Here is a 21,861-nt window from a genome sequence, read left to right on the forward strand (position 1 = left end):
CTCTCTTTTTGGCCATAAATACTTAAAAGCTCCCGCGCCATTTGCGCACGGTCAGCGCCTTACCGCTCCGGGATCAACCCGCGCGGGCTAAAGCGCAGCACCAGCAGCAGCACCATCCCCATCGTCAGCAAACGCATATGCGCGGCACTCTCGATGAGATGCTGCTTCAGCGCGGATGTATCTGCCATGCCTGCGGTGATGAGGTTCATCAGCCACAGACCCATAGGCTCAACCTGCACCCAAAGGAACCAGATCAGGAAGCCGCCCAAGATCGCGCCAAAGTTATTGCCCGACCCGCCGACGATCACCATCACCCAGATCAAAAAGGTAAAGCGCAGCGGCTGATAGGTGCCGGGGGTCAACTGGCTGTCCATCGTTGTCATCATCGCACCGGCGATGCCGCAGATCGCAGAGCCGAGGATGAAGACCTGCAAATGCCGCGCGGTGACGTCCTTGCCCATCGCTTCGGCCGCGACTTCGTTGTCACGGATCGCCCGCAGCATCCGGCCCCATGGCGAATGGAGCGCACGCTGACTCATCCACAGCAAGATGATCAGCACGGTGGCAAAGAGCGCGATATACAGCAGTTTCACCCAGAGCGTCGACGCCTCGACCGGGTCAAAGCCAAACCCGGCGGCACGTTCGACAAAGCTCGGGTCGTTCTGCAGGTCGATCTCATAAGGCACAGGGCGGGGCAGGCCGATGACGTTCTTCACGCCGCGGCTGAGCCAATCCTCGTTCTTGAGCACCGCGATGATGATCTCGGCAATGCCCAGCGTCGCAATTGCCAGATAATCCGAGCGCAAACCGAGGGCCGTCTTCCCGATCAACCAAGCCGCCCCGGCGGCAAATAGACCGCCCACAGGCCAGGAGATCAGGACCGGCAGGCCAAGGCCACCAAGGTAGCCTGTCTTCGCGGGACTAATCGCCTCCACCGCTTCGACTGCAGGGTCGAGAACGGCGCGGAAGACGAAGAAGCCGATGACCAGCACCGCGATCACCGCAAGGGTGCGCGCCATGCCCGGAGCCATGCGTTTCATCAGCATGACCGCCGCAACCACCGTGGCGGCGCCCAGCAAGAGGGCTCCGACGATGGCGAAACCGCCCGTGGTCCAAGCGCCCTCGGTGGGTTTCATCGAGACCAGCACCGCCGCCAGACCACCAAGGGCCACAAAGCCCATGATGCCGACGTTAAAGAGCCCGGCAAAACCCCACTGCAGGTTCACCCCAAGCGCCATGATCGACGAGATCAGGCCCATGGCGATGATCAGCAGGGCGGAGTTCCAGCTTTGCTCAAAGCCGGTGTAGATGATCATCAAGGCGATGATCGCGAAAAGGATCGTGTTTTTCACAGTCTGGGTCATACCGATTTCCCCTTGAACAGCCCGGTGGGCTTGATCAGCAGAACGATCAGAAGAATGACGAAGCTGACCGCAAATTTGTAATCCGTGCTCATAAGCTGCACGAGCCCGTCAGGCTCCAGCCCCTCGGGCATGACGTAGCCCAGCACCTTTTTCCACGCATAGGTGATCGTGACCTCGCTGAACGCGATGACAAAACCGCCCGCGATGGCCCCGACCGGAGAGCCAAGCCCGCCGACAATAGCCGCCGCAAAGATCGGCAGCAAAAGCTGGAAGTAAGTGAAGGGTTTGAACGACTTATCAAGACCGTAAAGCGTGCCTGCGATGGTCGCCAGAGCGGCCACGATCATCCAAGTGATCATCACCACACGCTCGGGGTTGATGCCCGACAACAGTGCCAGATCCTCGTTGTCCGAATAGGCGCGCATGGATTTGCCCGCGCGGGTCTTGTTGAGGAACCAAAACAGCAGCACCACGACGATGATCGCGGTGACGATGGTGATGCCTTGGGTGGTCTTGAAGGCCAGACCTTCCTTGAGGCCCGTAATCTCTTTGAAATCCCGCGCCGACATGATGAAGCGCTGACCGTCAAGGAAGTTCTGATCATCCGCGCCAATGATGAAGCGGGTGATGCCGTTGTAGATAAAGGTCACGCCAAGGCTGACGATTACGAGGATCACCGGCTTGGCCTTTTGCTCGCGATAGAACTTATAGACGACCTTATCTGTGCCCAAAAGCAGCAGGATCGCAAAAGCGATGCCAAAGGGCAGGGCCAAAAGCGCCGTGGGCAGGAAGCCGAGGCTCAGCCCCATGGACTGGAACAGCCATGTCACAAGGATCGTGGCCATGGTGCCCATGGCCATCGTGTCGCCATGCGCAAAGTTGGAGAACCGCAGGATGCCGTAAACCAGCGTCACCCCAAGCGCGCCAAGCGCCAGTTGCGAGCCGTAAGCGATGCCCGGGATCAGGACATAGTTCGAAAGTGCAATAAATGCGTTGAGCAGATCCATGTTCAGCCCCCCAGAAACGATTTGCGGACTTCAGGATCGGCCAAAAGCTCTTTGCCCGTGCCGGTAAAGGCGTTGCGCCCCTGCACGAGCACATAGCCCTTGTCCGCGATCTCGAGCGCCTGACGGGCGTTTTGTTCAACCATCAGGATCGGGATGCCCGTGCGGGCCACCTCGATGATCCGGTCGAACAGCTCGTCCATGACGATGGGCGACACACCCGCGGTCGGCTCGTCGAGCATCAAGACCTTGGGCTGGGTCATCAGTGCCCGGCCCACGGCGACCTGCTGGCGCTGACCGCCCGACAACTCGCCCGCGGCCTGCAGCCGCTTTTCCTTGAGGATCGGAAACAGGTCGTAGACCTGCGCCATCGTGTCTTTGTAATCATCGCGCCGGATGAAAGCGCCCATTTCAAGGTTCTCTTCCACCGTCATTGACGTAAAGATATTCGAGGTCTGGGGCACAAAGCCCATGCCCTTGGCCACGCGGTCTTGGGGGCTGAGGCCGGTGATGTCCTCACCGTCCAGCCGCACATGGCCCTTGCGCATGTCGAGCATGCCAAAGACCGCCTTCATGCCGGTAGATTTGCCCGCGCCATTGGGGCCGACGATCACAGCGATCTCGCCGCGGTCCACTGCGATGGTGCAGTCGTGCAGAATGTCAGGGCCAGCGCCGTAGCCGGCTGTCATGCTGTCGCCGATCAGGAAGGGGCCGCCGGGGGCGGGGTGGGTTTTGCCGCTGGCCTTGGGCATGATGCTGCCTTGGCCTTTTGCGTTGCCGACCGACCAATCTTTGTTGCCGCGGTCGCCGTAGGGATCATTGCTCATGCGCCTACCTTGTCCTTGTTTTTCAGGCCGGTGCCGAGATAGGCCTCGATCACCTGCTCGTTCGCCTTGATCTCATCGAGCGTGCCTTCGGCCAGCACGCGGCCCTCGGCCATGCAGATCACCGGGTCGCAAAGGCGGCCGATAAAATCCATGTCATGCTCGATGACGACGAATGTGTAATTGCGCTCTTGGTTCAGCCGGATGATGGCGTCGCCGATGGTGTTGAGCAGCGTGCGGTTCACGCCCGCGCCGACCTCATCAAGAAAGACGATCTTGGCATCCACCATCATGGTGCGGCCCAGTTCCAGCAGCTTTTTCTGACCGCCCGAAATCTGGCCTGCCTTTTGCTCTGCCAGATGTTCGATGGTCAGGAATTCCAAGACCTCATCGGCCTTGGCACGCAGGGCGCGTTCTTCGTTGGCGATGCGTTTGGTGCCGAACCATGTGTTCCACAGCGTCTCGCCCGATTGGTCGCCGGGGACCATCATCAGGTTTTCGCGGCACGACATCGACGAAAACTCATGCGCGATCTGAAAGGTGCGCAGCAGGCCCTTGTGGAAAAGCTCATGCGGCGGCAGGCCGGTGATGTCTTCACCGTCCATCGTGACCCGGCCCGAAGTGGGTTTGAGCACGCCAGCAATGACGTTGAACAGCGTGGTCTTGCCCGCGCCATTGGGACCGATCAAACCGGTGATCGATCCTTTCTCGATAGACAGGCTGGCCCCGTCCACGGCGTGAAACCCGCCGAAATGTTTGTGTAAGTCGTCTACGACGATCATATGTCCATCCCCGTGTCCGCCACCTTGTGGCTGGTTTTTATTGGTCGTAATGCGGCAAACAGCCCGATTGTCGGACTGCGCACATGATTACAGCGTGTTGCGACTTTTGGAAGCGACCGTTTCGGTCATATGACAATGAATGAGCGCCCGCGTCCCATTGGGGGCGGTCGTCCTAACGCGGGTCTTGGCCTTTGCGCCTCCCGCGCAAAAAGCCATGGCCTTGGCGGCCACCACATAGTTCTTCATCTGTCTCTCCCTAACGGGACGTGTTTCCCACATCCTCGCGGGGCGCCTTTTAGATGCAGTGTCCCCGAAAGAAAAGCCGATTTCCCAAAGCAAAGGCCCGATCGCTGTGCGACCGGGCCCTGCATGGTTCGATAGATCAAAGATCAGCGGTAGCCGACCGTTGTCATCTTGCCGTCTTTCATCTCGATCTCGCGGTAGTTGCCCGCGCTTTCGCCCGGTCCGATCAGCTCAACAGCCGAGGCACCGACATAGTCGACATCGCCGCCATCTTTGAGGATCTGCAGCGCTTTGCCCAGCTCACCCGGCAGGATTTTCTCGCCCGGTGCGTTGGCCACTTCCATGACCTTTTCCTTATAGGCAGCCGGATCGTTGGACCCTGCGGCCTGCATCGCCAGCAGCATCAGAGCCGCCGCGTCATAGGATTCGGGCGAGAAGGCGTTGGTCGGCTCGAAACCGGCTTCTTTGCCCAGCTTCTTGTAGTTGTCCGGGCCTTCGCCAGCTGCACTTGGGTGCTGACCAAAGGAGCCGTCCGCAATCTCGGCGAACTTCTCTTCCAGCGTGTCGGAAACCATGCCGTCGGGGAACATGAAGGTGTCGAACGCGCCTGCGTCCAGCGCACCATTCACGATGCCCGCACCACCTTGGTCAACGTAGCCTGCCACGATCAGCACTTCACCACCGGCAGAGGCCAGCGCGCCGACTTCGGCGGAGTAGTCCGCTTTGCCGTCTTCATGCGACGTGTTGATCGTGACCGTGCCGCCGGATTCTTTGAACGCGGTCTCGAAGCTGTCGGCCAGACCTTTACCATAGTCGTTATTGGTATAGGTGACGGCGACTTCTTTGATGCCACGGTCGTTCAGGATGTCGGCCATAACCTGACCCTGACGCGCGTCCGATGGCGATGTGCGGAAGAACAAGCCGTTGTCTTCGACGGTCGAGAGAGCAGGCGATGTCGCGGAAGGCGAAATCATCACGATGCCGTTCGGAATGGCGACGTTCTGCAGCGAAGCAGTGGTCTCACCCGAGCACATGCCGCCAACGATGCCGCTGACGCGGTCGGACGTGATCAGACGCTCGGCAGAAGCCACGGCCAGACCGGCGTCGATGCAGCCGGTGTCGCCACGCTCGGACGACACGGTTGCGCCGTCGAGGAAGTTGCCGGATTCGTTGACTTCAGCAATCGCCAGTTCAGCGCCAGCCGCCATGTCATTGGCCAGCGATTCCAGCGGGCCGGTGAAGCCCAGAAGAATGCCGATTTTCGTGTCTTCAGCATGCGCGCCAGTGGCGAGCAGAGCAACAGCCGTTGTGGCCATCAGTATTTTTTTCATTTGGTTCTCTCCCTTAGTTGAACTTTCGTTCTGCAGGGACGTTAGGTCGTGGTTTCGGAAAAGAAAAGGCGATTTATCGCGCAGTTGTGCGTGCTCATTATCGCGCAGTTATGCGGGCGGCTTGTTGCTTGGTTTTGCGGGCGGCGGTGGACAGGGCGCGGGCCGTGGCTACATCCTGTGCTACAGCGTCCAATCCCAAAGGAGCCGTCATGTCTATCTCCCGCACCCTCGCCGCGATCAGCCTTTCCGCCCTGAGCGCCCTAGGTTTGGCAACAAGCGCGGCCGCTCTGACCATAGAGCCGGTGGCCGAAGGGCTGGAAGGGCCATGGGGCGTAGCACCCTTGCCGACAGGCGGTCTGTTGGTGACGGAAAAGGCCGGGCGGCTGATTTATCAAAAAGACGGTGCGCGCCATAGCGTGGACGGGCTGCCAGAGGTCGCGGTCGTGGGGCAGGGTGGCTTGCTCGACATCACCCTCGCGCGGGATTTTGAGCAGAGCCGGATGCTCTATCTGACCTATGCCAAGCGGCAGGAGGGCGGCGGGGCTGGCACGGCCTTGGCCAGCGCGCGTCTGTCGGAAGATGCCAAACAGCTTGAGGATGTTACCGAGCTCTTCGCCATGAAACCCGGCAGCAGCGGCGGTCAGCATTTCGGCTCACGCGTGGTCGAGGCCCCCGATGGAACACTCCTGATGACCATAGGTGAGCGCGGCGATCGGCCTGCTGCCCAAGACCGCAGCACCCACAATGGCAGCATCATCCGCGTGAACCGCGATGGCAGCGTGCCGGACGACAACCCTTTTGTGGACGAGCCTGACGTACTGCCCGAAATCTGGTCATACGGTCACCGCAACCCGCAAGGCGCAGGACTGGACCTTGAGGGGCGGCTTTGGGTGTCGGAACACGGCGCCAAGGGCGGCGATGAGGTCAATAGAATCAGCAAAGGTGCAAACTACGGCTGGCCGGTGATCTCTTTCGGCGAGCATTACTCGGGCGAGAAGATCGGCGAGGGCACGGCCAAAGAGGGGATGGAGCAGCCCGCACTCTACTGGGATCCGTCCATCGCGCCTGCGGGGCTGATGGTCTATTCCGGTGCGCAGTTTCCGGAATGGGAGGGCAACATCTTCGTCGGCTCGCTCAAGTTCGACTACATCGCGCGGCTCTCTGGCGATCCGCTGGAAGAAGTGCAGCAGATTAAAACCGCCGAAACAGCCCGTGTGCGCGATGTGGTCGAAGGGCCGGATGGGGCGATCTGGTTCATCTCTGAGATCAACGGCACGGTCTACCGCATCACACCCTAGCCTGGCGCGCGGGTCGCATGGCTGCCACGCTCGCGGTAGGGCGTGGTCTCATAATGTACCCGGTAGCATTTGGAGAAATGCGAGGGCGAGGCAAAGCCGCAGGCCAAGGCCACGTTGATCACGCTCATATCCGTCTGCATCAACAGGTTCCGCGCCTTTTGCAGACGCAGTTCCATGTAATAGCGTTTGGGCGAACGGTTCAGATAGCGCCGAAACAACCGCTCCAATTGCCGCGTCGACATGCCCACATCGCGGGCAAGGATCGACGGGCTGATCGGCTCTTCGATATTACCCTCCATCTGCCGGATGACTTGGCTGAGTTTGGGATGGCGCACGCCGATTCGTGTGGGCACAGACAGGCGTTGCGTATCCTGATCGGTGCGGATGGAGGAATAGATCAACTGGTCGGCCACCGCATTGGCAACATCCTCGCCGTGGTCATCCGCAATCAGCTTCAGCATTAGATCCAGCGATGACGTGCCGCCTGCAGTGGTCAGCCGGTTGCCGTCCGCGACAAAGACCGATTTGGTCAGCGAGACCTCCTCGAAATCTTCGGCAAAGCTGTCTTGGTTCTCCCAATGGATCGTGGCGCGTTTGCCATCAAGCAGACCCGCCTTGGCCAGCGTATGCGCGGCGGTGCAGAGACCACCGACCACCAAACCCTTGCGGGCTTCCCGGCGCAGCCATGCCAGCAGCTTTTTCGTCGTCGCAGCCTGCACGTCGATCCCGCCGCAGATCATCACCGTGTCATCGCGGTTTAGTTCTTCCAAGCCGCCGTCCAGCGCAAAAACAGCGCCCGACGAACTGGTGCAGGTGCCGCCATCCTCGCCGACGACCTTCCACGCATAGGCGTCGCGCCCCATCATCCGGTTGGCAATCCGCAGACATTCGACGGCAGAGGCAAAGCTCAGCAATGTGAAATTCTCAAGCAGCACAAAGACAAAGCAGCGTGGCTTGTCGGTATCAAGGGGGATGCGGGTGGCCGGGCGTGGTTGGGACATCGCGGCGTCTTTCAAATCAGATCGTAACTGACGGCAGTGCCACGGCCATCAGACTTGCCGCGAACTTTGCTCACGGCCCTCACGCCACGTCAAGAGCCGGTATTTCGCTTCTGGCCACTTTGCCCTCGCTTTTGTATAGGTGAGGCTGACCGAAGCGCTGAGCTTCGGTACAGTTGAGCGGAGTAACGACGATGACAGACTGGAGCACCTCAAGCTGGCGCAGCAAACCGCGCGTCCAGATGCCCGATTATCCTGACCAAGCTGCCCTACAGGCGGTTGAGGCGCAGTTGGCACGCTATCCAGTCCTCGTCTTTGCTGGCGAAGCGCGGCGACTGAAAAGACATCTAGCCTCTGCAGGCCGGGGCGAGGCGTTTTTGCTCCAAGGGGGCGATTGCGCAGAGAGCTTTGAGCAGTTCAGTTCCGACGCCATTCGCGACACGTTCAAAGTGATGCTGCAAATGGCCATCGTGTTGACCCACGGTGCCAAGGTGCCGGTGATCAAGCTAGGCCGTATGGCCGGCCAATTCGCCAAGCCGCGCTCGGCCCCGACCGAGACTGTCGATGGCGTGGAACTGCCGAGCTACCGCGGCGACATCATCAACGACCTGAGCTTCACCGCCGAGTCCCGCATCCCGGACCCTCAGAAGATGCTGCGCGCCTATACCCAAGCCGCCGCCACGCTGAACCTGCTGCGCGCTTTCTCGACCGGGGGCTATGCCGATGTGCATCAGGTGCATGGCTGGACCTTGGGTTTCACCGATGACGAAAAGGCCGAGAAATACCGCGAGATCGCCAACCGCATTTCCGACACGCTGGACTTCATGGCCGCCGCTGGCGTGACCTCGGAAACCGCGCATACGTTGCAATCGGTGGAGTTCTACACCAGCCACGAAGCACTGCTGCTGGAATACGAAGAAGCGCTCTGCCGTCGTGACAGCCAGACCGGTAAATGGCTGGCAGGCTCGGGCCATATGATCTGGATCGGCGACCGCACGCGGCAGCCGGACGGTGCGCATGTGGAATTTGCCAGCGGTGTGCAAAACCCGATTGGCCTCAAATGCGGCCCCTCGATGACCAGCGATGACCTCAAGCAATTGATGGCCAAGCTGAACCCCGAGAACGAAGAAGGCCGTCTGACGCTGATCTCGCGCTTTGGTGCGGGGCAGGTGGGCGATCACCTGCCGCGTCTGGTCAAAGCGGTGCAGGAAGAGGGCGCGAATGTGGTCTGGACCTGTGACGCGATGCACGGCAACACGATTAAATCTTCGACTGGCTACAAGACCCGGCCCTTTGATTCCGTGCTGCGCGAAGTGCATGAATTCTTTGCCGTGCATAACGCCGAAGGCACTGTCCCCGGTGGTGTGCATTTCGAAATGACGGGCCAAGACGTGACTGAATGCACCGGCGGCGTCCGTGCAGTGAGCGATGAGGACCTGTCCGACCGCTACCACACGGCCTGTGATCCGCGCCTCAACGCCAGCCAGTCGCTGGAACTGGCGTTCTTGGTGGCCGAGGAACTGTCAAACCGCCGGTCGTCACAATCCACCCGCGCGGCAGGGTAAGTAAAATACAACGGGCGCCGCCGGCTTTCTGCACGGTGGCGTCTAAGACTGTTGGGCATGTCGGCCCTCGGTCAAACTTAATTGTTCATTCCTTGTCCGTTTTCACCACACGCAGATAGGGCGGCAAGCGCTTGGCTGCGGGCGGGTCGAACAAAGCCGCGCTTTCGGCAAAGCCACGTTCTGCGGCGGGGGCAGGGTCGCGCACAAAGGACGTGGCCGGGCTCACCAGATTGCCGCTCCGGTCCTGATGTGTCAGATCAAAACGCCGCGGTGCCTTGCCCAGATCGCCCACCGCCATCAAACACCCAAGCGCCCGGCTGACATCGCCCAGATCGCTCTTTAGCGGCAAAAGCAACATCCGCGCCTCTAGCGCAGGCTTTCCATAGGTCGCAGCTGAGGTCAGGTGCAATGTCGTTTGCCCCGGCAGTTGAAATACGTCTTCCAGCGCCTCGGCGACCAAAGGACGCGCGGCATTGGTGAAGAAGGACGTGATCGGCATGCCGCGCACCTCCATCCCCATCAATTCGCGCAAATGGGTGCCCGCAATCCGCAGCCGCGCCACACCTGGTGCCACACGTTCGAGAATAAAGGCATAGGGCAGGGCTTCTTCGATCCCGCGCGGATCAATATCCGAACGACAGGGCATCAGGCGGTTGCCGCGCAACGCTTCCCAATAGGCTTCGACCTGCGCCAGCGGGCCGTAGCCAGCATATGTCCGGTGATCTGACATGAGGATCACATTCTGCGCATTCTGACCTGCGTTGTCCATCTTACTCACCCCTTCCGAACTGATCTCGCCACCCGAACCGCCACCTGAGGGGCGGGAGGGCAAAATCATTACCAAATCCTTAATAGTCCATTGCGCCCGCTGTTTCCTGCGGTTTCGGCGCAATTGGTTAACGGCCTTTGGCGTGCTGTAAAGGCTGCCAAAAACCCCGAAGGGCTTGCCCCGCAAGCCGGTTTCACCGTAAGGCAGGGCATGTCCGCCATGAGGGGAAACATACCAATGATCAGGTCCATGACAGGTTTCGCCGCCCAATCCGGCGCCTATGAAAGCTGGAGCTGGTCGTGGGAACTTCGGGCTGTGAACGGCAAGGGGCTGGACCTGCGGCTGCGTGTGCCGGACTGGATCGAAGGACTGGAAGTCGCGCTGCGCAAGCAACTTACAGCCGCGACGGCGCGGGGCAATATCACCTGCAACCTGCGGATTTCGCGTGGCGAAAGCGATGGCGCTTTGCAGGTCAACACCGCGCAGGTCGACGCTCTGCTGACTGCATTACATGATATCGAAGCCCGTGCGATGGACGCAGGCGTGTCGCTCGCTCCGTCGCGGGCGAGCGATCTGCTGACCATGCGCGGCGTGCTTGAACAGGCAGAAGAAGCGCAGGATACAGATGGCCTGCGCGCGGCGCTATTGGCAGAGTTTCCCAGCCTGCTGGCGGACTTCAACGCCATGCGCGAGTCCGAGGGCGCCGCCCTCTCGCAAGTGCTACAGGACCAATTGGCTGAGGTCGAAACCCTGTCCGCCCAAGCCGCTGCTTTGGCCGAGGCGCGCAAAGACGAGATGGCCGCGACCCTGCAACGCAACCTTGCGCGGGTGCTCGACAACAGCGAAGGCGCGGACGCTGACCGCGTGGCGCAGGAACTCGCGTTAATCGCGGTCAAAGCCGATGTGACGGAAGAGATCGACCGCCTCGCCGCCCATGTCGCCGCCGCCCGCGACCTCATCGGGCAGGGCGGCCCGGTCGGGCGCAAGCTCGACTTCCTGATGCAAGAATTCAACCGCGAAGCCAACACGCTCTGTTCCAAGGCGCAGAGCACCGAATTGACGACCGTCGGACTGGCCCTCAAGGCCGTGATCGACCAAATGCGCGAACAAGTACAGAATGTGGAGTAAGACGTGAGCAAACAAAGCCGACGCGGCCTATTGATCATCCTCAGCTCGCCCTCGGGCGCGGGCAAATCGACCATGGCGCGCGCGCTGCGAGACTGGGACCCGACGATCAACTTCTCGGTTTCCGCCACCACCCGTGCCCCGCGTCCGGGCGAAGAAGACGGCAAGGATTACCGCTTTGTCGCCGAGAATGATTTTCGCCAAGCTGTGGCTGAGGGCGAAATGTTGGAACACGCCCACGTCTTTGGCAATTTCTACGGCTCGCCCAAAGCGCCGGTGCAAGATGCGATCGATCAGGGGCAAGATATCCTCTTTGATATTGACTGGCAGGGCGCGCAGCAAATCCGCAACTCGGACCTTAACACCCACACGCTGTCGATCTTCCTGCTGCCTCCGTCGATTATTGAGCTGAAACGGAGGCTTGAAAGTCGGGGGCAGGACGATGCGGAAACCATCGCCAAACGGATGGGCAAAAGCTGGGACGAGATCAGCCATTGGGACGGCTATGACTTTGTGCTGATCAACGATGACCTTGATCAAACCGAAGCACGGCTGAAATCTATCATCACCGCCGCCCGTTTGCGGCTAAGCCAGCAGCCTGCGATTAAAGACCACGTCCGCCGTCTGCAATCTGAATTTGAGGAATTAAAATGACCCTTTACGCACTTGCCGATGCCCGCCCGAATGTCTCGCCCGAAGCATGGGTCGCGCCCGATGCTAATGTGATCGGCAAGATCACTCTCGCGGCGGAGAGCTCAGTTTGGTTCGGCAGCACACTGCGCGGCGACAATGAGATGATCACCGTGGGGCGCGGCAGCAACGTGCAGGAGAACTGCGTCTTTCACACCGATATGGGCTACCCGCTGACCGTGGGCGAGGATTGCACCATTGGCCATAAGGTCATGCTGCATGGCTGTACCATCGGGGACAATTCGCTGATCGGCATGGGGGCGACGGTGCTTAATGGCGCGAAGATCGGCAAGAATTGCCTTATCGGGGCCGGGGCGCTGATTACCGAAAACAAGGTCATTCCCGATGGCTCGCTGGTCATGGGTGTGCCGGGTAAAGTGGTGCGGGAACTGGACGAGGCCGCGATCCAAGCGCTGACCGCCAGCGCCAAACACTATGCCGAAAACGCCACCCGCTTCCGGCGCGACCTCGAACCGCTCTGACATGGGCGACACGCCTGTCACCTTGACCGAACTCGTCGCGGCGCTTCCGCTGCCGAGCCTCACCATCAACGCGGATGAAAGGATCACCGCGCTGAACGCCGAGGCCGAAGACCTGCTCGGGCAAGGCTTGGCGGGGCGGCATTACATCACCGCGCTGCGCCAGCCGGGGTTGGTCGCGGCGGTGGAAAAATGCTTCGCCGGGCAGGGGCCGCAGCAAGCGCGCTATGCCACCGGCGCGGGGGACAGCGGGGCCAATTACGACGTCAGCCTGCGGCCTTTGGGCCGGGATGGCGTCGTTTTGCTCAGCTTCAACGATGTGACCGAAATGGCCCAAGCAGGCCAGATGCGGCGGGATTTTGTCGCCAATGTCAGCCATGAACTGCGCACGCCCCTGACTGCGCTTATGGGGTTCATTGAAACCCTGCAAGGCCCGGCGCGCGAAGATACAGCGGCGCGAGAGCGGTTTTTAGAGATCATGGCCAAAGAGGCCGAACGCATGAACCGGCTGGTGGGCGAGTTGTTGTCGCTCAGCCGGGTCGAAGCCGAAGAGCGTGTGCGGCCCGACGCGCGGATCGACCTGCGCGATGTCCTTGGCGCGACCCTGCGCAACCTTGCACCCTTGGCCGCTGATAGTGGCGTCACGCTGGCGCCTGACTTGGGCGACACCCCGGCCACCGTCTTGGGCGATGCGGATCAACTCATGCAAGTGTTCACCAACCTCATTGAGAATGCGATCAAATACGGCGGGCGCGACAAAAGCGTCGAGGTCACGGCCCAGATCGTCGCCCAAGACACCGCCATGCGCGGCCCGGCGGTGCATGTCAGCGTCAGGGACCACGGCCCCGGCATTGATGCGCTCCACATCCCGCGCCTGACCGAGCGATTCTACCGTGTCGACAGCCACCGCAGCCGCAGTCTGGGGGGCACCGGGCTGGGGCTGGCGATCGTTAAACACATCCTGAACCGTCATCGCGGGCGGATGAAGGTCACGAGCACGCCCGGCGAAGGCGCTGAATTCAAAGTGATTTTGCCGCTCGAGGACAGTTCGACCTAGATTCTTCAAAAATTATCCGGGGCCGCGGCCCCTTGTCATGAAACTGTAACAGACCTGTCACATAAGCGCAGCACGCCCTTCATAGACCGGGGGCCAGATCACCATGGGGTGGTCGCCAATTCGCATCTGACAGGAGACCTCATGTCCCTCGCAAAACTCACAACCTCCGCTCTGGCAATCGCCGCCGTATCCGCCACCGCTGCTGCCGCACGCGACCAAGTACAGGTCGCCGGCTCTTCGACCGTGCTGCCCTATGCCTCCATCGTCGCCGAAGCCTTTGGCGAGAACTTTGACTTCCCGACACCGGTCGTGGAATCGGGCGGCTCTTCGGCGGGCCTCAAGCGTTTCTGCGAAGGCGTGGGCGAGAACACCATCGACGTGGCGAACGCCTCGCGCCAGATCAAAGAGGCCGAAGTGGCCGCCTGTGCCGAGAATGGCGTGACCGACATCATCGAAGTGCGCATCGGCTATGATGGCATCGTCTTCGCCTCCGACATCAACGGCAACAGTTTTGAGTTCACGCCGACCGATTGGTACAAGGCGCTTTCTGCCAAGGTCGTCGTCGATGGCGAGGTGGCAGAGAACCCCTATACCACATGGGACCAAGTGAACCCCGACTTCCCCGCCCAGCCGATCCAAGCCTTTATTCCCGGCACCAAACACGGCACCCGCGAAGTGTTCGAAGAGAAGGTGATCTTGGCCGGTTGCGAAGCCACCGGTGATTTCGAGACGTTCCTTGAAGCGGCTGAAGGCGACAAGAAAGCCGCCGAGAAAGAATGCATCAGCTTGCGCAGCGATGGCAAATCTGTCGACATTGACGGCGACTACACCGAGACGCTGGCGCGCATTGAAAGCAACCAAGACGGCATCGGCGTCTTCGGTCTGGCCTTCTACGAGAACAACACCGACAAGCTTCAGGTTGCCACCATGGGCGGCGTCGAGCCGACCACCGAGAGCATTGCCTCGGGTGACTACCCCGTGTCGCGCCCGCTGTTCTTCTACGTTAAGAAAGCCCACATCGGCGTGATCCCCGGCCTGAAGGAATACGCTGAGTTCTTCGTCGCTGACGAAGTCGCTGGCCCCGATGGCCCGCTGGCCGAATACGGTTTGGTCTCCGACCCTGAACTGGCCGAGACCCAGTCGGTCGTGACCGATGAGACCGTGATGGGCGGCGGTTCCTGAACCTAAGCGAATGACACCGGGGGCGGGCGACTGCCCCCGGTTGCTGCTTTTGATCCACTGGGGGACATGTGGGACAAATACTGACAACAGGCGCGGTGCTGCCGCTGGTGACCCTCATCGCGGTGCTGGCACTGGGCGGATATTTTCTTGCCCGCCGCCGAGCGATGATCTCTGCCGGAGGTGACAGCCGCAAGCTGCATTCACTGCCCAGCTATTACGGCTACAACGCCGTAATCAGCGTGGCGGTGCCTGCGCTTTTGGCACTGGGCATCTGGCTGCTTGTGCAACCGATGCTGGTACAATCCTCGGTGGTGGAAATGATCCCGGCCCAAGCGGTGCCTGAAGGGTCTTCGGTGAACCTGATCATGAGCGACGTGCGCCGTCTGGCCGAAGGGCTGGATGCTGCTGTAGGCGCGGGTGCGATCTCCGACGCCGAGGCGACCGATCTGACCGTCGCCGATAATCTGCGTGCTTGGCTGGCCGAGCGCGGTGTCGCCATCGGTGCCGAGGTCAGCCCGGAAGTTTTGCAGGCCGCGCAAGCCTACCGCGAGATGAATGCTTTGGGCCATGTCGGGCGCAACGTCTTCGTGCTGCTGCTGGCGCTTGCTGGGCTGCTGCTGGCGTACCGTGAAAGCCACGCCGACTTCCGCGCCCGCAATCGCGTCGAAAACGCCATCAAAGCGCTGCTGATCCTCGCGGCCTCTCTGGCGATCTTGACCACCGTCGGCATCGTCCTGTCGATGCTGTTCGAGACGATTAACTTTTTCAGCCTGCATCCGTGGACAGACTTCTTCTTTGGCGCCTCTTGGGCACCGAACTTTCGCGGGGACAGCGACCTGTCGATCCTGCCGCTGCTCTGGGGCACGCTTTATATCTCGATCATCGCGCTGGCCGTGGCCGTGCCCATCGGGCTTTTCGCGGCGATCTACCTTAGCGAATATGCCGGACCCAAGGTCCGTGCCACCGCCAAGCCACTGCTCGAAATCCTCGCCGGTATTCCGACCATCGTCTACGGCCTTTTCGCGCTGCTGACCGTCGGCCCGGCGCTGGTCAAGATCTTCGGACGCGGCGAAGACGGGCTCTTGGGCGTCGACTGGATGTCAGGAGCGACCTCGGTGCTGACGGCAGGGCTCGTCATGGGCATCATGCTGATCCCCTTCGTCTCTTCGCTGTCGGACGATATTATCAACGCCGTGCCGCAATCCCTGCGCGATGGCTCCTTCGGGCTGGGCGCGACCCAGTCCGAGACCATCCGCCAAGTCGTCATCCCCGCAGCCCTTCCGGGCATCGTCGGCGCCGTGCTGCTCGCCGCCAGCCGCGCCATCGGCGAGACCATGATCGTGGTGCTAGGGGCAGGGGCCATTGCCCGGATCTCCGGCAATCCGCTCGAAGCAATGACGACCATCACCACCCGCATCGTCAGCCAATTGACCGGCGACAGCGACTTCGCCAGCCCTGAGACGCTGGTGGCCTTCGCGCTCGGTCTCACCCTCTTCGTCCTGACACTAGGCCTGAACGTGCTGGCCCTCTACATCGTGCGCAAATATCGGGAGCAATACGAATGAGCGATATCCCCAACCCCGCAGCGCCCATCGCGGACCCGCGCGGCGCCTCCTTGCTGGTGCAGGACGGGCGCACGAAACGCCGCAACGCTTCTGAGGGCCGATTCAAGCTTTACGGCATCGTGGCGATTGCCATCGGCCTGCTGATGCTGCTGACGTTGCTCTTCACCATCATCTCACGCGGCACGGGCGCGTTTCAGCAGACTTATGTCACCCTCTCTGTGCCGCTGCTGGAAGAGAAGCTCGACAAAAACGGCAACCGCGACCTTGCTGAGATCAAAAAGGTCTCGACCTTTGGTTACGCGCCGCTCACCAAGGCTGCGTTTGAGGCCAAAATTGCGGAATCCGGGATCGAGACGTCACTAAAGCCCAAAGCGATGGCGGACCTGCTGTCCAAAGACGCCGCCGCTCAGTTGCGCGATTATGTGGTGGCCAACCCCGATCTGATCGGCAGCACGGTGGAGTTCGAATTCCTGACCAACAGCCGTGTCGACGGGTACCTCAAGGGCCGCGTGAGCCGTGAGAGCATCGCCAATGACAAAAACATTAACGCCGCACAGCTTGACCTGGTCGATGCGCTGATCGCTGACGGCAGCCTGCAAAAGCGCCTTAACCTCAACTTCATCACCGGCGCCGATGCCTCTGACGCGCGGCCCGAAGCGGCGGGCATGGGGGTGGCGATGCTCGGCTCCTTTGCCATGATGCTGGTGGTGCTGGTGCTGGCGCTGCCCATCGGGGTCGCGGCCTCGATTTACTTAGAGGAATTCGCGCCAAAGAACTGGATCACCGACATCATTGAGGTGAACATCAGCAACCTCGCGGCGGTGCCGTCGATTGTCTTTGGTATCTTGGGCCTTGCGGTGTTCATTAATTACATGCACCTGCCGAACTCCGCGCCCTTGGTCGGTGGTCTGGTGCTGACGCTGATGACCTTGCCGACGATCATCATCTCAACCCGCGCCTCACTGAAATCCGTACCGCCGTCGATCCGCGATGCAGCGCTTGGGGTAGGGGCGTCGAAGATGCAATCAGTCTTCCACCACGTGCTGCCCCTCGCAGCACCCGGCATCCTGACGGGCACCATCATCGGCCTTGCCCAAGCGCTTGGCGAAACAGCCCCGCTGCTGCTGATCGGCATGGTCGGCTTCATCGCCTCCAACCCGCCCGAGAGCATCGCCGAAGGGCTGATGGCCCCGAATTCGGCCATGCCAGCGCAGATCTACGAATGGGCCAAACGCGCCGACCCGGCGTTCTACGAACGCGCTTGGGGCGGCATCATCATCTTGCTGGTGTTCCTGATCTCGATGAACGCCATCGCAGTGCTGCTGCGCCGCCGGTTCGAGCGGCGCTGGTAAAAAGGGACGGGACAATGAAAGATACAGAAATGCTGGAGCAGAACGTGACAAACCACCCCGTCAAAATCGCGGCCCGCAATGTGCAGGTCTACTATGGTGACAGCCAAGCCATCCGCGATGTGGACATCGATATCAACGACAAGACCGTGACCGCGTTCATCGGCCCATCAGGCTGCGGGAAGTCAACTTTTCTACGTTGTATCAATAGGATGAACGACACAATTGATGCGGCACGCGTCACGGGCGATATCCGGATCGATGGCGAAGACATCTATGACAAACGCGTCGACCCAGTACAACTGCGCGCCAAGGTCGGCATGGTGTTTCAAAAGCCGAACCCGTTTCCGAAATCGATCTATGATAACGTGGCCTATGGCCCGCGCATCCACGGGTTGGCGCAGAACAAGGCGGACCTCGACGGGATCGTCGAACAGGCGCTGCGGCGCGGGGCGATCTGGGACGAAGTGAAGGACCGGTTGCATGCGCCCGGAACCGGCCTTTCTGGCGGCCAACAACAACGTCTCTGCATCGCTCGCGCTGTAGCCACGGAACCTGAGGTGCTCTTGATGGACGAGCCTTGCTCCGCTCTCGACCCCATCGCCACGGCGCAGGTCGAAGAACTGATCGACGAGCTGCGCCAGAACTATTCGGTGGTCATTGTCACGCACTCCATGCAGCAAGCTGCCCGAGTCAGCCAAAAGACAGCCTTTTTCCACCTTGGCAACCTCGTGGAGTTTGGCGATACCGATGACATCTTCACCAGACCTCAAGACCCGCGCACCGAAAGCTACATCACCGGCCGGATTGGATAAAACCATGTCAGAACAACACATTGCATCAGCCTTTGACCGTGATCTTGAGGCCGTTCAGGCGCAAATCCTGAAAATGGGCGGACTGGTTGAGGCCGCCATTCTGCGCGGTGCGCAGTCGTTGGAAACCCGCGACGAAGAACTGGCGCAGGAGGTCAGGGCAGGGGACAAGGCCATCGACGCGCTCGAAGAACAGATCAACGAAAACGCGGCCCGCGTGATCGCTCTGCGCGCGCCCACAGCGATTGATCTGCGCTTGATCCTGAGCGTGATTAAGATTAGCGCCAACCTCGAACGTATTGGCGACTATGCAAAAAACATGGCCAAGCGCAGCACGGTGCTGAACCAAATGCCGCCCATAAGCGACAGCACCGGTGCGATCCGGCGCATGGCCGGTACGGTTGAGGCGATGCTGAAAGACGCGCTCGACGCCTATATCCAGCGCGACGCCGATCTGGCCCGCGATGTGATCGCCAGAGACGAAGACGTCGACCAGATGTACAACGCGCTGTTCCGCGAATTCCTGACTTTCATGATGGAAGAGCCACGCAACATCACCGCCTGTATGCACCTGCATTTCATCGCGAAAAACGTTGAGCGCATGGGCGATCATGTGACCGCGATTGCCGAACAGGTCGTCTATCTCGTGACCGGTGAGATGCCAGAGGAAGATCGCCCAAAGGCCGACAGCACATCTGTCGCGGCAAAGGTCTGACCCGATGGATGTCACACAGCCCCAGGTGCTCTTGGTCGAAGACGAGCCTGCGCAACGCGAAGTGTTAGCGTATAATCTGGAGGCCGAGGGCTTTGCGGTGCGTCGCGCTGAGAACGGCGAAGAAGCGATGTTGCTGATCGCCGAGGCCGCGCCGGATCTTATCATTCTCGACTGGATGATGCCGCTGATGAGTGGCATCGAAGTCTGCCGTCAACTTAAGACGCGGACCGAGACGCGCGAGATTCCGATTATCATGCTTTCGGCACGGTCCGAGGAAGTCGATACCGTCCGAGGCTTGGACACCGGCGCCGACGACTATGTGATTAAACCCTACAACATACGCGAGCTGATGGCTCGGGTACGCACGCAGTTGCGCCGCGCGCGTCCTGCGGCTGTGGGCGCGGTGCTGAGCTATGAGGACATCGCACTCGATCCTGAGCGCCACCGGGTCAGCCGTGCGGGAGCCGAGCTGAAACTTGGTCCGACCGAGTACCGGTTGCTGCTGACGCTGCTGGAAAGACCGGGCCGAGTGTTCAGCCGCGACCAGTTGCTCGATCATGTCTGGGGGCGCGACATCTATGTCGATACACGCACGGTGGACGTCCATATTGCGCGGCTTCGTAAAGCGCTAACCTCAGGGGGCACCACGGACCCAATTCGCACAGTTCGGGGCGCAGGATACGCTCTGGGTTAATCTATACGACGTAGCACGCAGTTAATTTACATAAGACTGATTATACGACTAAAGGATGTAGCCGCAAAGCGATAATGTCACCCTTAAGCAAAGCAGAAGTGTCACTCTGTCCTCGGTTTGAGATGAGGATGCGTGGACATGGGATGGGTGATGATGAGCGAGCGCGAGTTGAACCGCGTGGAAGTTTTGGCGCAGGTCGATGATGACCGGCTGACCGTCGACAATGCGGCTAACATGCTGGATCTGACGCGGCGGCAAATCTTCAGATTGTTGAAGCGGTATCGCAAGGATGGTGCGTCGGCGATCCGTCACGGGTCTCGCGGGCGCGCGCCGAACAACTTAATCCATCAAGCCAAACGGGATTATGCGCTAAGCCTGATCAAAGAGAGCTACGCGGATTTTGGCCCGACATTGGCCGCTGAGATGTTAGCTGAACATCACGGCTTCAAGGTGTCCCGCGAGACGTTGCGCAAGTGGATGCAAGAAGACGGTATTTGGCTGTCGCGCAAGCAACGGCGTACATTCCACCAACCCAGATTGCGTCGGGAATGTTACGGCGAACTGATCCAGATTGATGGCTCTGATCACCGTTGGTTTGAGGATCGCGGCCCACCATGCACCCTGCTCGTGTTTATCGACGATGCGACAAGCACGTTGATGGAACTGCGGTTTGTGCAGTCGGAAAGCACGTTCAGCTATTTCGAGGCACTGGAGAGTTATCTGCGCCAACATGGCCGTCCCGTCGCCTTTTATTCCGATAAACACACGGTGTTTCGCGTGGCGAAGCAAGACGCCAAGGGCGGCGCGCGCATGACCCAGTTTGGACGTGCCCTGAACGAGTTGAACGTGGAAATCCTCTGCGCGAACAGTTCTCAAGCCAAAGGCCGCGTCGAACGCGCGAACCGGACACTTCAGGATCGCCTGGTGAAGGAACTGCGTCTCGCAGGCATCTCGGACATGGAAGCAGGAAACGCTTACCTGCAAGGGTTCAAAGACCGTTACAACGCCCAGTTTGCCAAGGTTCCCACAAAGTCCGACAACTTGCACCGCGCGCTCAATATGGAGCCGGATCGGCTGGATGAAGTGCTGTGCTGGCGCGAAAACCGCTATGTCGGCAAACAGCTCACGTTTTCCTACGACCGCAAGCGGATCATGCTGAAGGAAAGCGATGTGACACGCGGGCTGGTCGGCAAATACGTCGACACCTATGCCTTCGTGGACGGGCGGTTCGAAGTGCGCTCGAAAGGCCGCTCCCTGCCCTACAAAATCTTCGATATGGATCAACGTGTGACGCATGCGGCCATCACAGAGAACAAGCGACTGGGAGCGGTGCTGGAACACATCAAGGACATGCAAGATAAGGCACCGCCAAAACCCAAGGTGCGGACAAATTCAGAGAAGATGGGCTACAAGCCGAACGGCAGACGGCAAGGACGACATTCCGGATCGCGTGCCAAGAAGACAATTGTGCAAGCCGCGGAATAGGCTCAAAGTACTGGCATGGATACTGAAGACGACCCCGAGATTATCTTCTCCGAATACACCCAAGCTATTGTCATCCAGGGGCATCATTTCGATGTCGAGATCTACAAGACCACGCTGCACCCAGGCTGGATTCTCTCGGTCGAGAATGAGTTTGGAACTCTGACCATTTCCGACGACCCGCCCTACCTTGCAGACGGTCTCGCTTGGCGTGCCTTTCAGGCGCTGGTCAGCGATGAAGGCATCAAAGCTTTCTTCAACAAGAATGAGCAACGCAAACTGCGGCTCTAAACTACACCCGCACAGCCAGCCAGGGCTCCGATATCTGAGGTCTACACCCTGTCAGGCTGTGCTACCGTAAGCGCCCATGGTGACATTTCTGGTTTGCGCAACAGGTGACATTTCTGAATGGTGTTTACAAAGGACGCGGTTTTACGGGAGGACTTCTGCGCTCTTCCCGCCACAGGTGAATTCCAAAGATAGCCCTTGCTGGACAGCGCGGCTTTCGCTCAACTATCACTGGTAAAACGATT

The 21,861-nt window shown here is 60.1% G+C and carries 21 protein-coding genes; 14 read left to right on the plus strand and 7 right to left on the minus strand.

Annotation, left to right across the window (positions count from 1 at the left end; translation table 11 throughout):
• Positions 1-59: 59 nt before the first annotated feature.
• The 5 genes from BLS57_RS09490 to BLS57_RS09510 form a co-directional block, all read right to left on the minus strand.
• The gene (locus BLS57_RS09490) at positions 60-1,364 is read right to left on the minus strand and encodes a branched-chain amino acid ABC transporter permease (RefSeq protein ID WP_093741609.1); all 1,305 of its coding nucleotides are present in this window, start codon (positions 1,362-1,364) and stop codon (positions 60-62) included.
• Positions 1,361-2,371, minus strand: a complete 1,011-nt coding sequence (locus BLS57_RS09495) for a branched-chain amino acid ABC transporter permease (RefSeq protein ID WP_093741610.1) — start codon at positions 2,369-2,371, stop codon at positions 1,361-1,363. The genes BLS57_RS09490 and BLS57_RS09495 overlap by 4 nt, the downstream gene beginning before the upstream one ends.
• 2 nt (positions 2,372-2,373) lie before the next feature.
• Positions 2,374-3,195 (minus strand): ABC transporter ATP-binding protein, encoded by an 822-nt coding sequence (locus tag BLS57_RS09500; RefSeq protein WP_093741612.1) that lies wholly within the window; start codon positions 3,193-3,195, stop codon positions 2,374-2,376.
• On the minus strand, positions 3,192-3,974 hold the full coding sequence (locus BLS57_RS09505) for an ABC transporter ATP-binding protein (protein WP_093741614.1): 783 nt from the start codon (positions 3,972-3,974) through the stop codon (positions 3,192-3,194). The genes BLS57_RS09500 and BLS57_RS09505 overlap by 4 nt, the downstream gene beginning before the upstream one ends.
• 389 nt (positions 3,975-4,363) lie before the next feature.
• Entirely contained in the window at positions 4,364-5,548 is a 1,185-nt protein-coding gene (locus BLS57_RS09510) for an ABC transporter substrate-binding protein (RefSeq protein ID WP_093741616.1), read from the minus strand.
• A 209-nt stretch (positions 5,549-5,757) separates the two neighbouring features.
• Here BLS57_RS09510 and BLS57_RS09515 point away from each other — a divergent pair, with 209 nt between their 5' ends.
• Positions 5,758-6,846, plus strand: a complete 1,089-nt coding sequence (locus tag BLS57_RS09515) for a PQQ-dependent sugar dehydrogenase (protein WP_093741618.1) — start codon at positions 5,758-5,760, stop codon at positions 6,844-6,846.
• On the opposite strand, the gene BLS57_RS09520 is transcribed toward BLS57_RS09515, so the two are convergent.
• Complete coding sequence (locus BLS57_RS09520; RefSeq protein ID WP_093741620.1) at positions 6,843-7,847, minus strand: GlxA family transcriptional regulator; 1,005 nt, start codon at positions 7,845-7,847, stop codon at positions 6,843-6,845. The two genes, BLS57_RS09515 and BLS57_RS09520, sit on opposite strands and share 4 nt — an antisense overlap.
• Positions 7,848-8,038: 191 nt before the next feature.
• On the opposite strand from BLS57_RS09520, the gene BLS57_RS09525 reads away from it, so the two are divergent.
• On the plus strand, positions 8,039-9,409 hold the full coding sequence (locus BLS57_RS09525) for a class II 3-deoxy-7-phosphoheptulonate synthase (protein WP_093741623.1): 1,371 nt from the start codon (positions 8,039-8,041) through the stop codon (positions 9,407-9,409).
• A gap of 85 nt (positions 9,410-9,494) precedes the next feature.
• On the opposite strand, the gene BLS57_RS09530 is transcribed toward BLS57_RS09525, so the two are convergent.
• Positions 9,495-10,247, minus strand: coding sequence for a PAS domain-containing protein (locus tag BLS57_RS09530; protein ID WP_244153641.1), 753 nt, complete (start codon positions 10,245-10,247; stop codon positions 9,495-9,497).
• Between the two features lie 180 nt (positions 10,248-10,427).
• On the opposite strand from BLS57_RS09530, the gene BLS57_RS09535 reads away from it, so the two are divergent.
• The 12 genes from BLS57_RS09535 (at position 10,428) to BLS57_RS09590 (ending at position 21,619) form a co-directional block, all read left to right on the plus strand.
• Entirely contained in the window at positions 10,428-11,306 is an 879-nt protein-coding gene (locus tag BLS57_RS09535; protein ID WP_244153642.1) for a YicC/YloC family endoribonuclease, read from the plus strand.
• Positions 11,307-11,309: 3 nt separating this feature from the next.
• Positions 11,310-11,957 carry a guanylate kinase gene (gene gmk / locus BLS57_RS09540; RefSeq protein ID WP_093741627.1) on the plus strand — a complete coding sequence of 216 codons (648 nt, stop codon included), beginning with the start codon at positions 11,310-11,312 and terminating at the stop codon, positions 11,955-11,957.
• Positions 11,954-12,475, plus strand: a complete 522-nt coding sequence (locus BLS57_RS09545; protein ID WP_093741629.1) for a gamma carbonic anhydrase family protein — start codon at positions 11,954-11,956, stop codon at positions 12,473-12,475. The genes gmk and BLS57_RS09545 overlap by 4 nt, the downstream gene beginning before the upstream one ends.
• A 1-nt stretch (position 12,476) precedes the next feature.
• The gene (locus BLS57_RS09550) at positions 12,477-13,529 is read left to right on the plus strand and encodes a sensor histidine kinase (RefSeq protein WP_093741631.1); all 1,053 of its coding nucleotides are present in this window, start codon (positions 12,477-12,479) and stop codon (positions 13,527-13,529) included.
• Between the two features lie 141 nt (positions 13,530-13,670).
• On the plus strand, positions 13,671-14,711 hold the full coding sequence (locus tag BLS57_RS09555; RefSeq protein ID WP_093741633.1) for a substrate-binding domain-containing protein: 1,041 nt from the start codon (positions 13,671-13,673) through the stop codon (positions 14,709-14,711).
• A gap of 68 nt (positions 14,712-14,779) precedes the next feature.
• Complete coding sequence (gene pstC / locus BLS57_RS09560; RefSeq protein WP_425274338.1) at positions 14,780-16,276, plus strand: phosphate ABC transporter permease subunit PstC; 1,497 nt, start codon at positions 14,780-14,782, stop codon at positions 16,274-16,276.
• Positions 16,273-17,628 carry a phosphate ABC transporter permease PstA gene (pstA, locus tag BLS57_RS09565; RefSeq protein ID WP_093741638.1) on the plus strand — a complete coding sequence of 452 codons (1,356 nt, stop codon included), beginning with the start codon at positions 16,273-16,275 and terminating at the stop codon, positions 17,626-17,628. The genes pstC and pstA overlap by 4 nt, the downstream gene beginning before the upstream one ends.
• Before the next feature lie 14 nt (positions 17,629-17,642).
• Positions 17,643-18,440: a phosphate ABC transporter ATP-binding protein PstB gene (pstB, locus tag BLS57_RS09570; protein ID WP_093741640.1), complete on the plus strand. Its 798-nt coding sequence runs from the start codon at positions 17,643-17,645 to the stop codon at positions 18,438-18,440.
• Between the two features lie 4 nt (positions 18,441-18,444).
• A complete protein-coding gene (phoU, locus tag BLS57_RS09575) occupies positions 18,445-19,152 on the plus strand; it encodes a phosphate signaling complex protein PhoU (RefSeq protein ID WP_093741642.1) in 708 nt (235 codons plus the stop codon).
• 4 nt (positions 19,153-19,156) lie between these two features.
• Complete coding sequence (gene phoB, locus BLS57_RS09580; protein ID WP_093741643.1) at positions 19,157-19,846, plus strand: phosphate regulon transcriptional regulator PhoB; 690 nt, start codon at positions 19,157-19,159, stop codon at positions 19,844-19,846.
• Positions 19,847-19,984: 138 nt separating this feature from the next.
• Entirely contained in the window at positions 19,985-21,331 is a 1,347-nt protein-coding gene (locus BLS57_RS09585) for an ISNCY family transposase (RefSeq protein ID WP_093741645.1), read from the plus strand.
• Between the two features lie 15 nt (positions 21,332-21,346).
• Positions 21,347-21,619, plus strand: coding sequence for a hypothetical protein (locus tag BLS57_RS09590; protein ID WP_093741647.1), 273 nt, complete (start codon positions 21,347-21,349; stop codon positions 21,617-21,619).
• Positions 21,620-21,861 lie beyond the last annotated feature (242 nt).

The sequence above is a fragment of the Sulfitobacter delicatus genome (assembly GCF_900102535.1).
Taxonomy (GTDB): Bacteria; Pseudomonadota; Alphaproteobacteria; order Rhodobacterales; family Rhodobacteraceae; genus Sulfitobacter; species Sulfitobacter delicatus.

What these genes read in the sequence shown, in the direction of transcription:
- BLS57_RS09490 (WP_093741609.1), bottom strand. Translation starts at nt 1,364, where the DNA reads ATGACCCAGACTGTGAAAAACACGATCCTTTTCGCGATCATCGCCTTG.
- BLS57_RS09495 (WP_093741610.1), bottom strand. Translation starts at nt 2,371, where the DNA reads ATGGATCTGCTCAACGCATTTATTGCACTTTCGAACTATGTCCTGATC.
- BLS57_RS09500 (WP_093741612.1), bottom strand. Translation starts at nt 3,195, where the DNA reads ATGAGCAATGATCCCTACGGCGACCGCGGCAACAAAGATTGGTCGGTC.
- BLS57_RS09505 (WP_093741614.1), bottom strand. Translation starts at nt 3,974, where the DNA reads ATGATCGTCGTAGACGACTTACACAAACATTTCGGCGGGTTTCACGCC.
- BLS57_RS09510 (WP_093741616.1), bottom strand. Translation starts at nt 5,548, where the DNA reads ATGAAAAAAATACTGATGGCCACAACGGCTGTTGCTCTGCTCGCCACT.
- BLS57_RS09515 (WP_093741618.1), top strand. Translation starts at nt 5,758, where the DNA reads ATGTCTATCTCCCGCACCCTCGCCGCGATCAGCCTTTCCGCCCTGAGC.
- BLS57_RS09520 (WP_093741620.1), bottom strand. Translation starts at nt 7,847, where the DNA reads ATGTCCCAACCACGCCCGGCCACCCGCATCCCCCTTGATACCGACAAG.
- BLS57_RS09525 (WP_093741623.1), top strand. Translation starts at nt 8,039, where the DNA reads ATGACAGACTGGAGCACCTCAAGCTGGCGCAGCAAACCGCGCGTCCAG.
- BLS57_RS09530 (WP_244153641.1), bottom strand. Translation starts at nt 10,247, where the DNA reads ATGATTTTGCCCTCCCGCCCCTCAGGTGGCGGTTCGGGTGGCGAGATC.
- BLS57_RS09535 (WP_244153642.1), top strand. Translation starts at nt 10,428, where the DNA reads ATGACAGGTTTCGCCGCCCAATCCGGCGCCTATGAAAGCTGGAGCTGG.
- BLS57_RS09545 (WP_093741629.1), top strand. Translation starts at nt 11,954, where the DNA reads ATGACCCTTTACGCACTTGCCGATGCCCGCCCGAATGTCTCGCCCGAA.
- BLS57_RS09550 (WP_093741631.1), top strand. Translation starts at nt 12,477, where the DNA reads ATGGGCGACACGCCTGTCACCTTGACCGAACTCGTCGCGGCGCTTCCG.
- BLS57_RS09555 (WP_093741633.1), top strand. Translation starts at nt 13,671, where the DNA reads ATGTCCCTCGCAAAACTCACAACCTCCGCTCTGGCAATCGCCGCCGTA.
- pstA (WP_093741638.1), top strand. Translation starts at nt 16,273, where the DNA reads ATGAGCGATATCCCCAACCCCGCAGCGCCCATCGCGGACCCGCGCGGC.
- pstB (WP_093741640.1), top strand. Translation starts at nt 17,643, where the DNA reads ATGAAAGATACAGAAATGCTGGAGCAGAACGTGACAAACCACCCCGTC.
- phoU (WP_093741642.1), top strand. Translation starts at nt 18,445, where the DNA reads ATGTCAGAACAACACATTGCATCAGCCTTTGACCGTGATCTTGAGGCC.
- phoB (WP_093741643.1), top strand. Translation starts at nt 19,157, where the DNA reads ATGGATGTCACACAGCCCCAGGTGCTCTTGGTCGAAGACGAGCCTGCG.
- BLS57_RS09585 (WP_093741645.1), top strand. Translation starts at nt 19,985, where the DNA reads ATGGGATGGGTGATGATGAGCGAGCGCGAGTTGAACCGCGTGGAAGTT.
- BLS57_RS09590 (WP_093741647.1), top strand. Translation starts at nt 21,347, where the DNA reads ATGGATACTGAAGACGACCCCGAGATTATCTTCTCCGAATACACCCAA.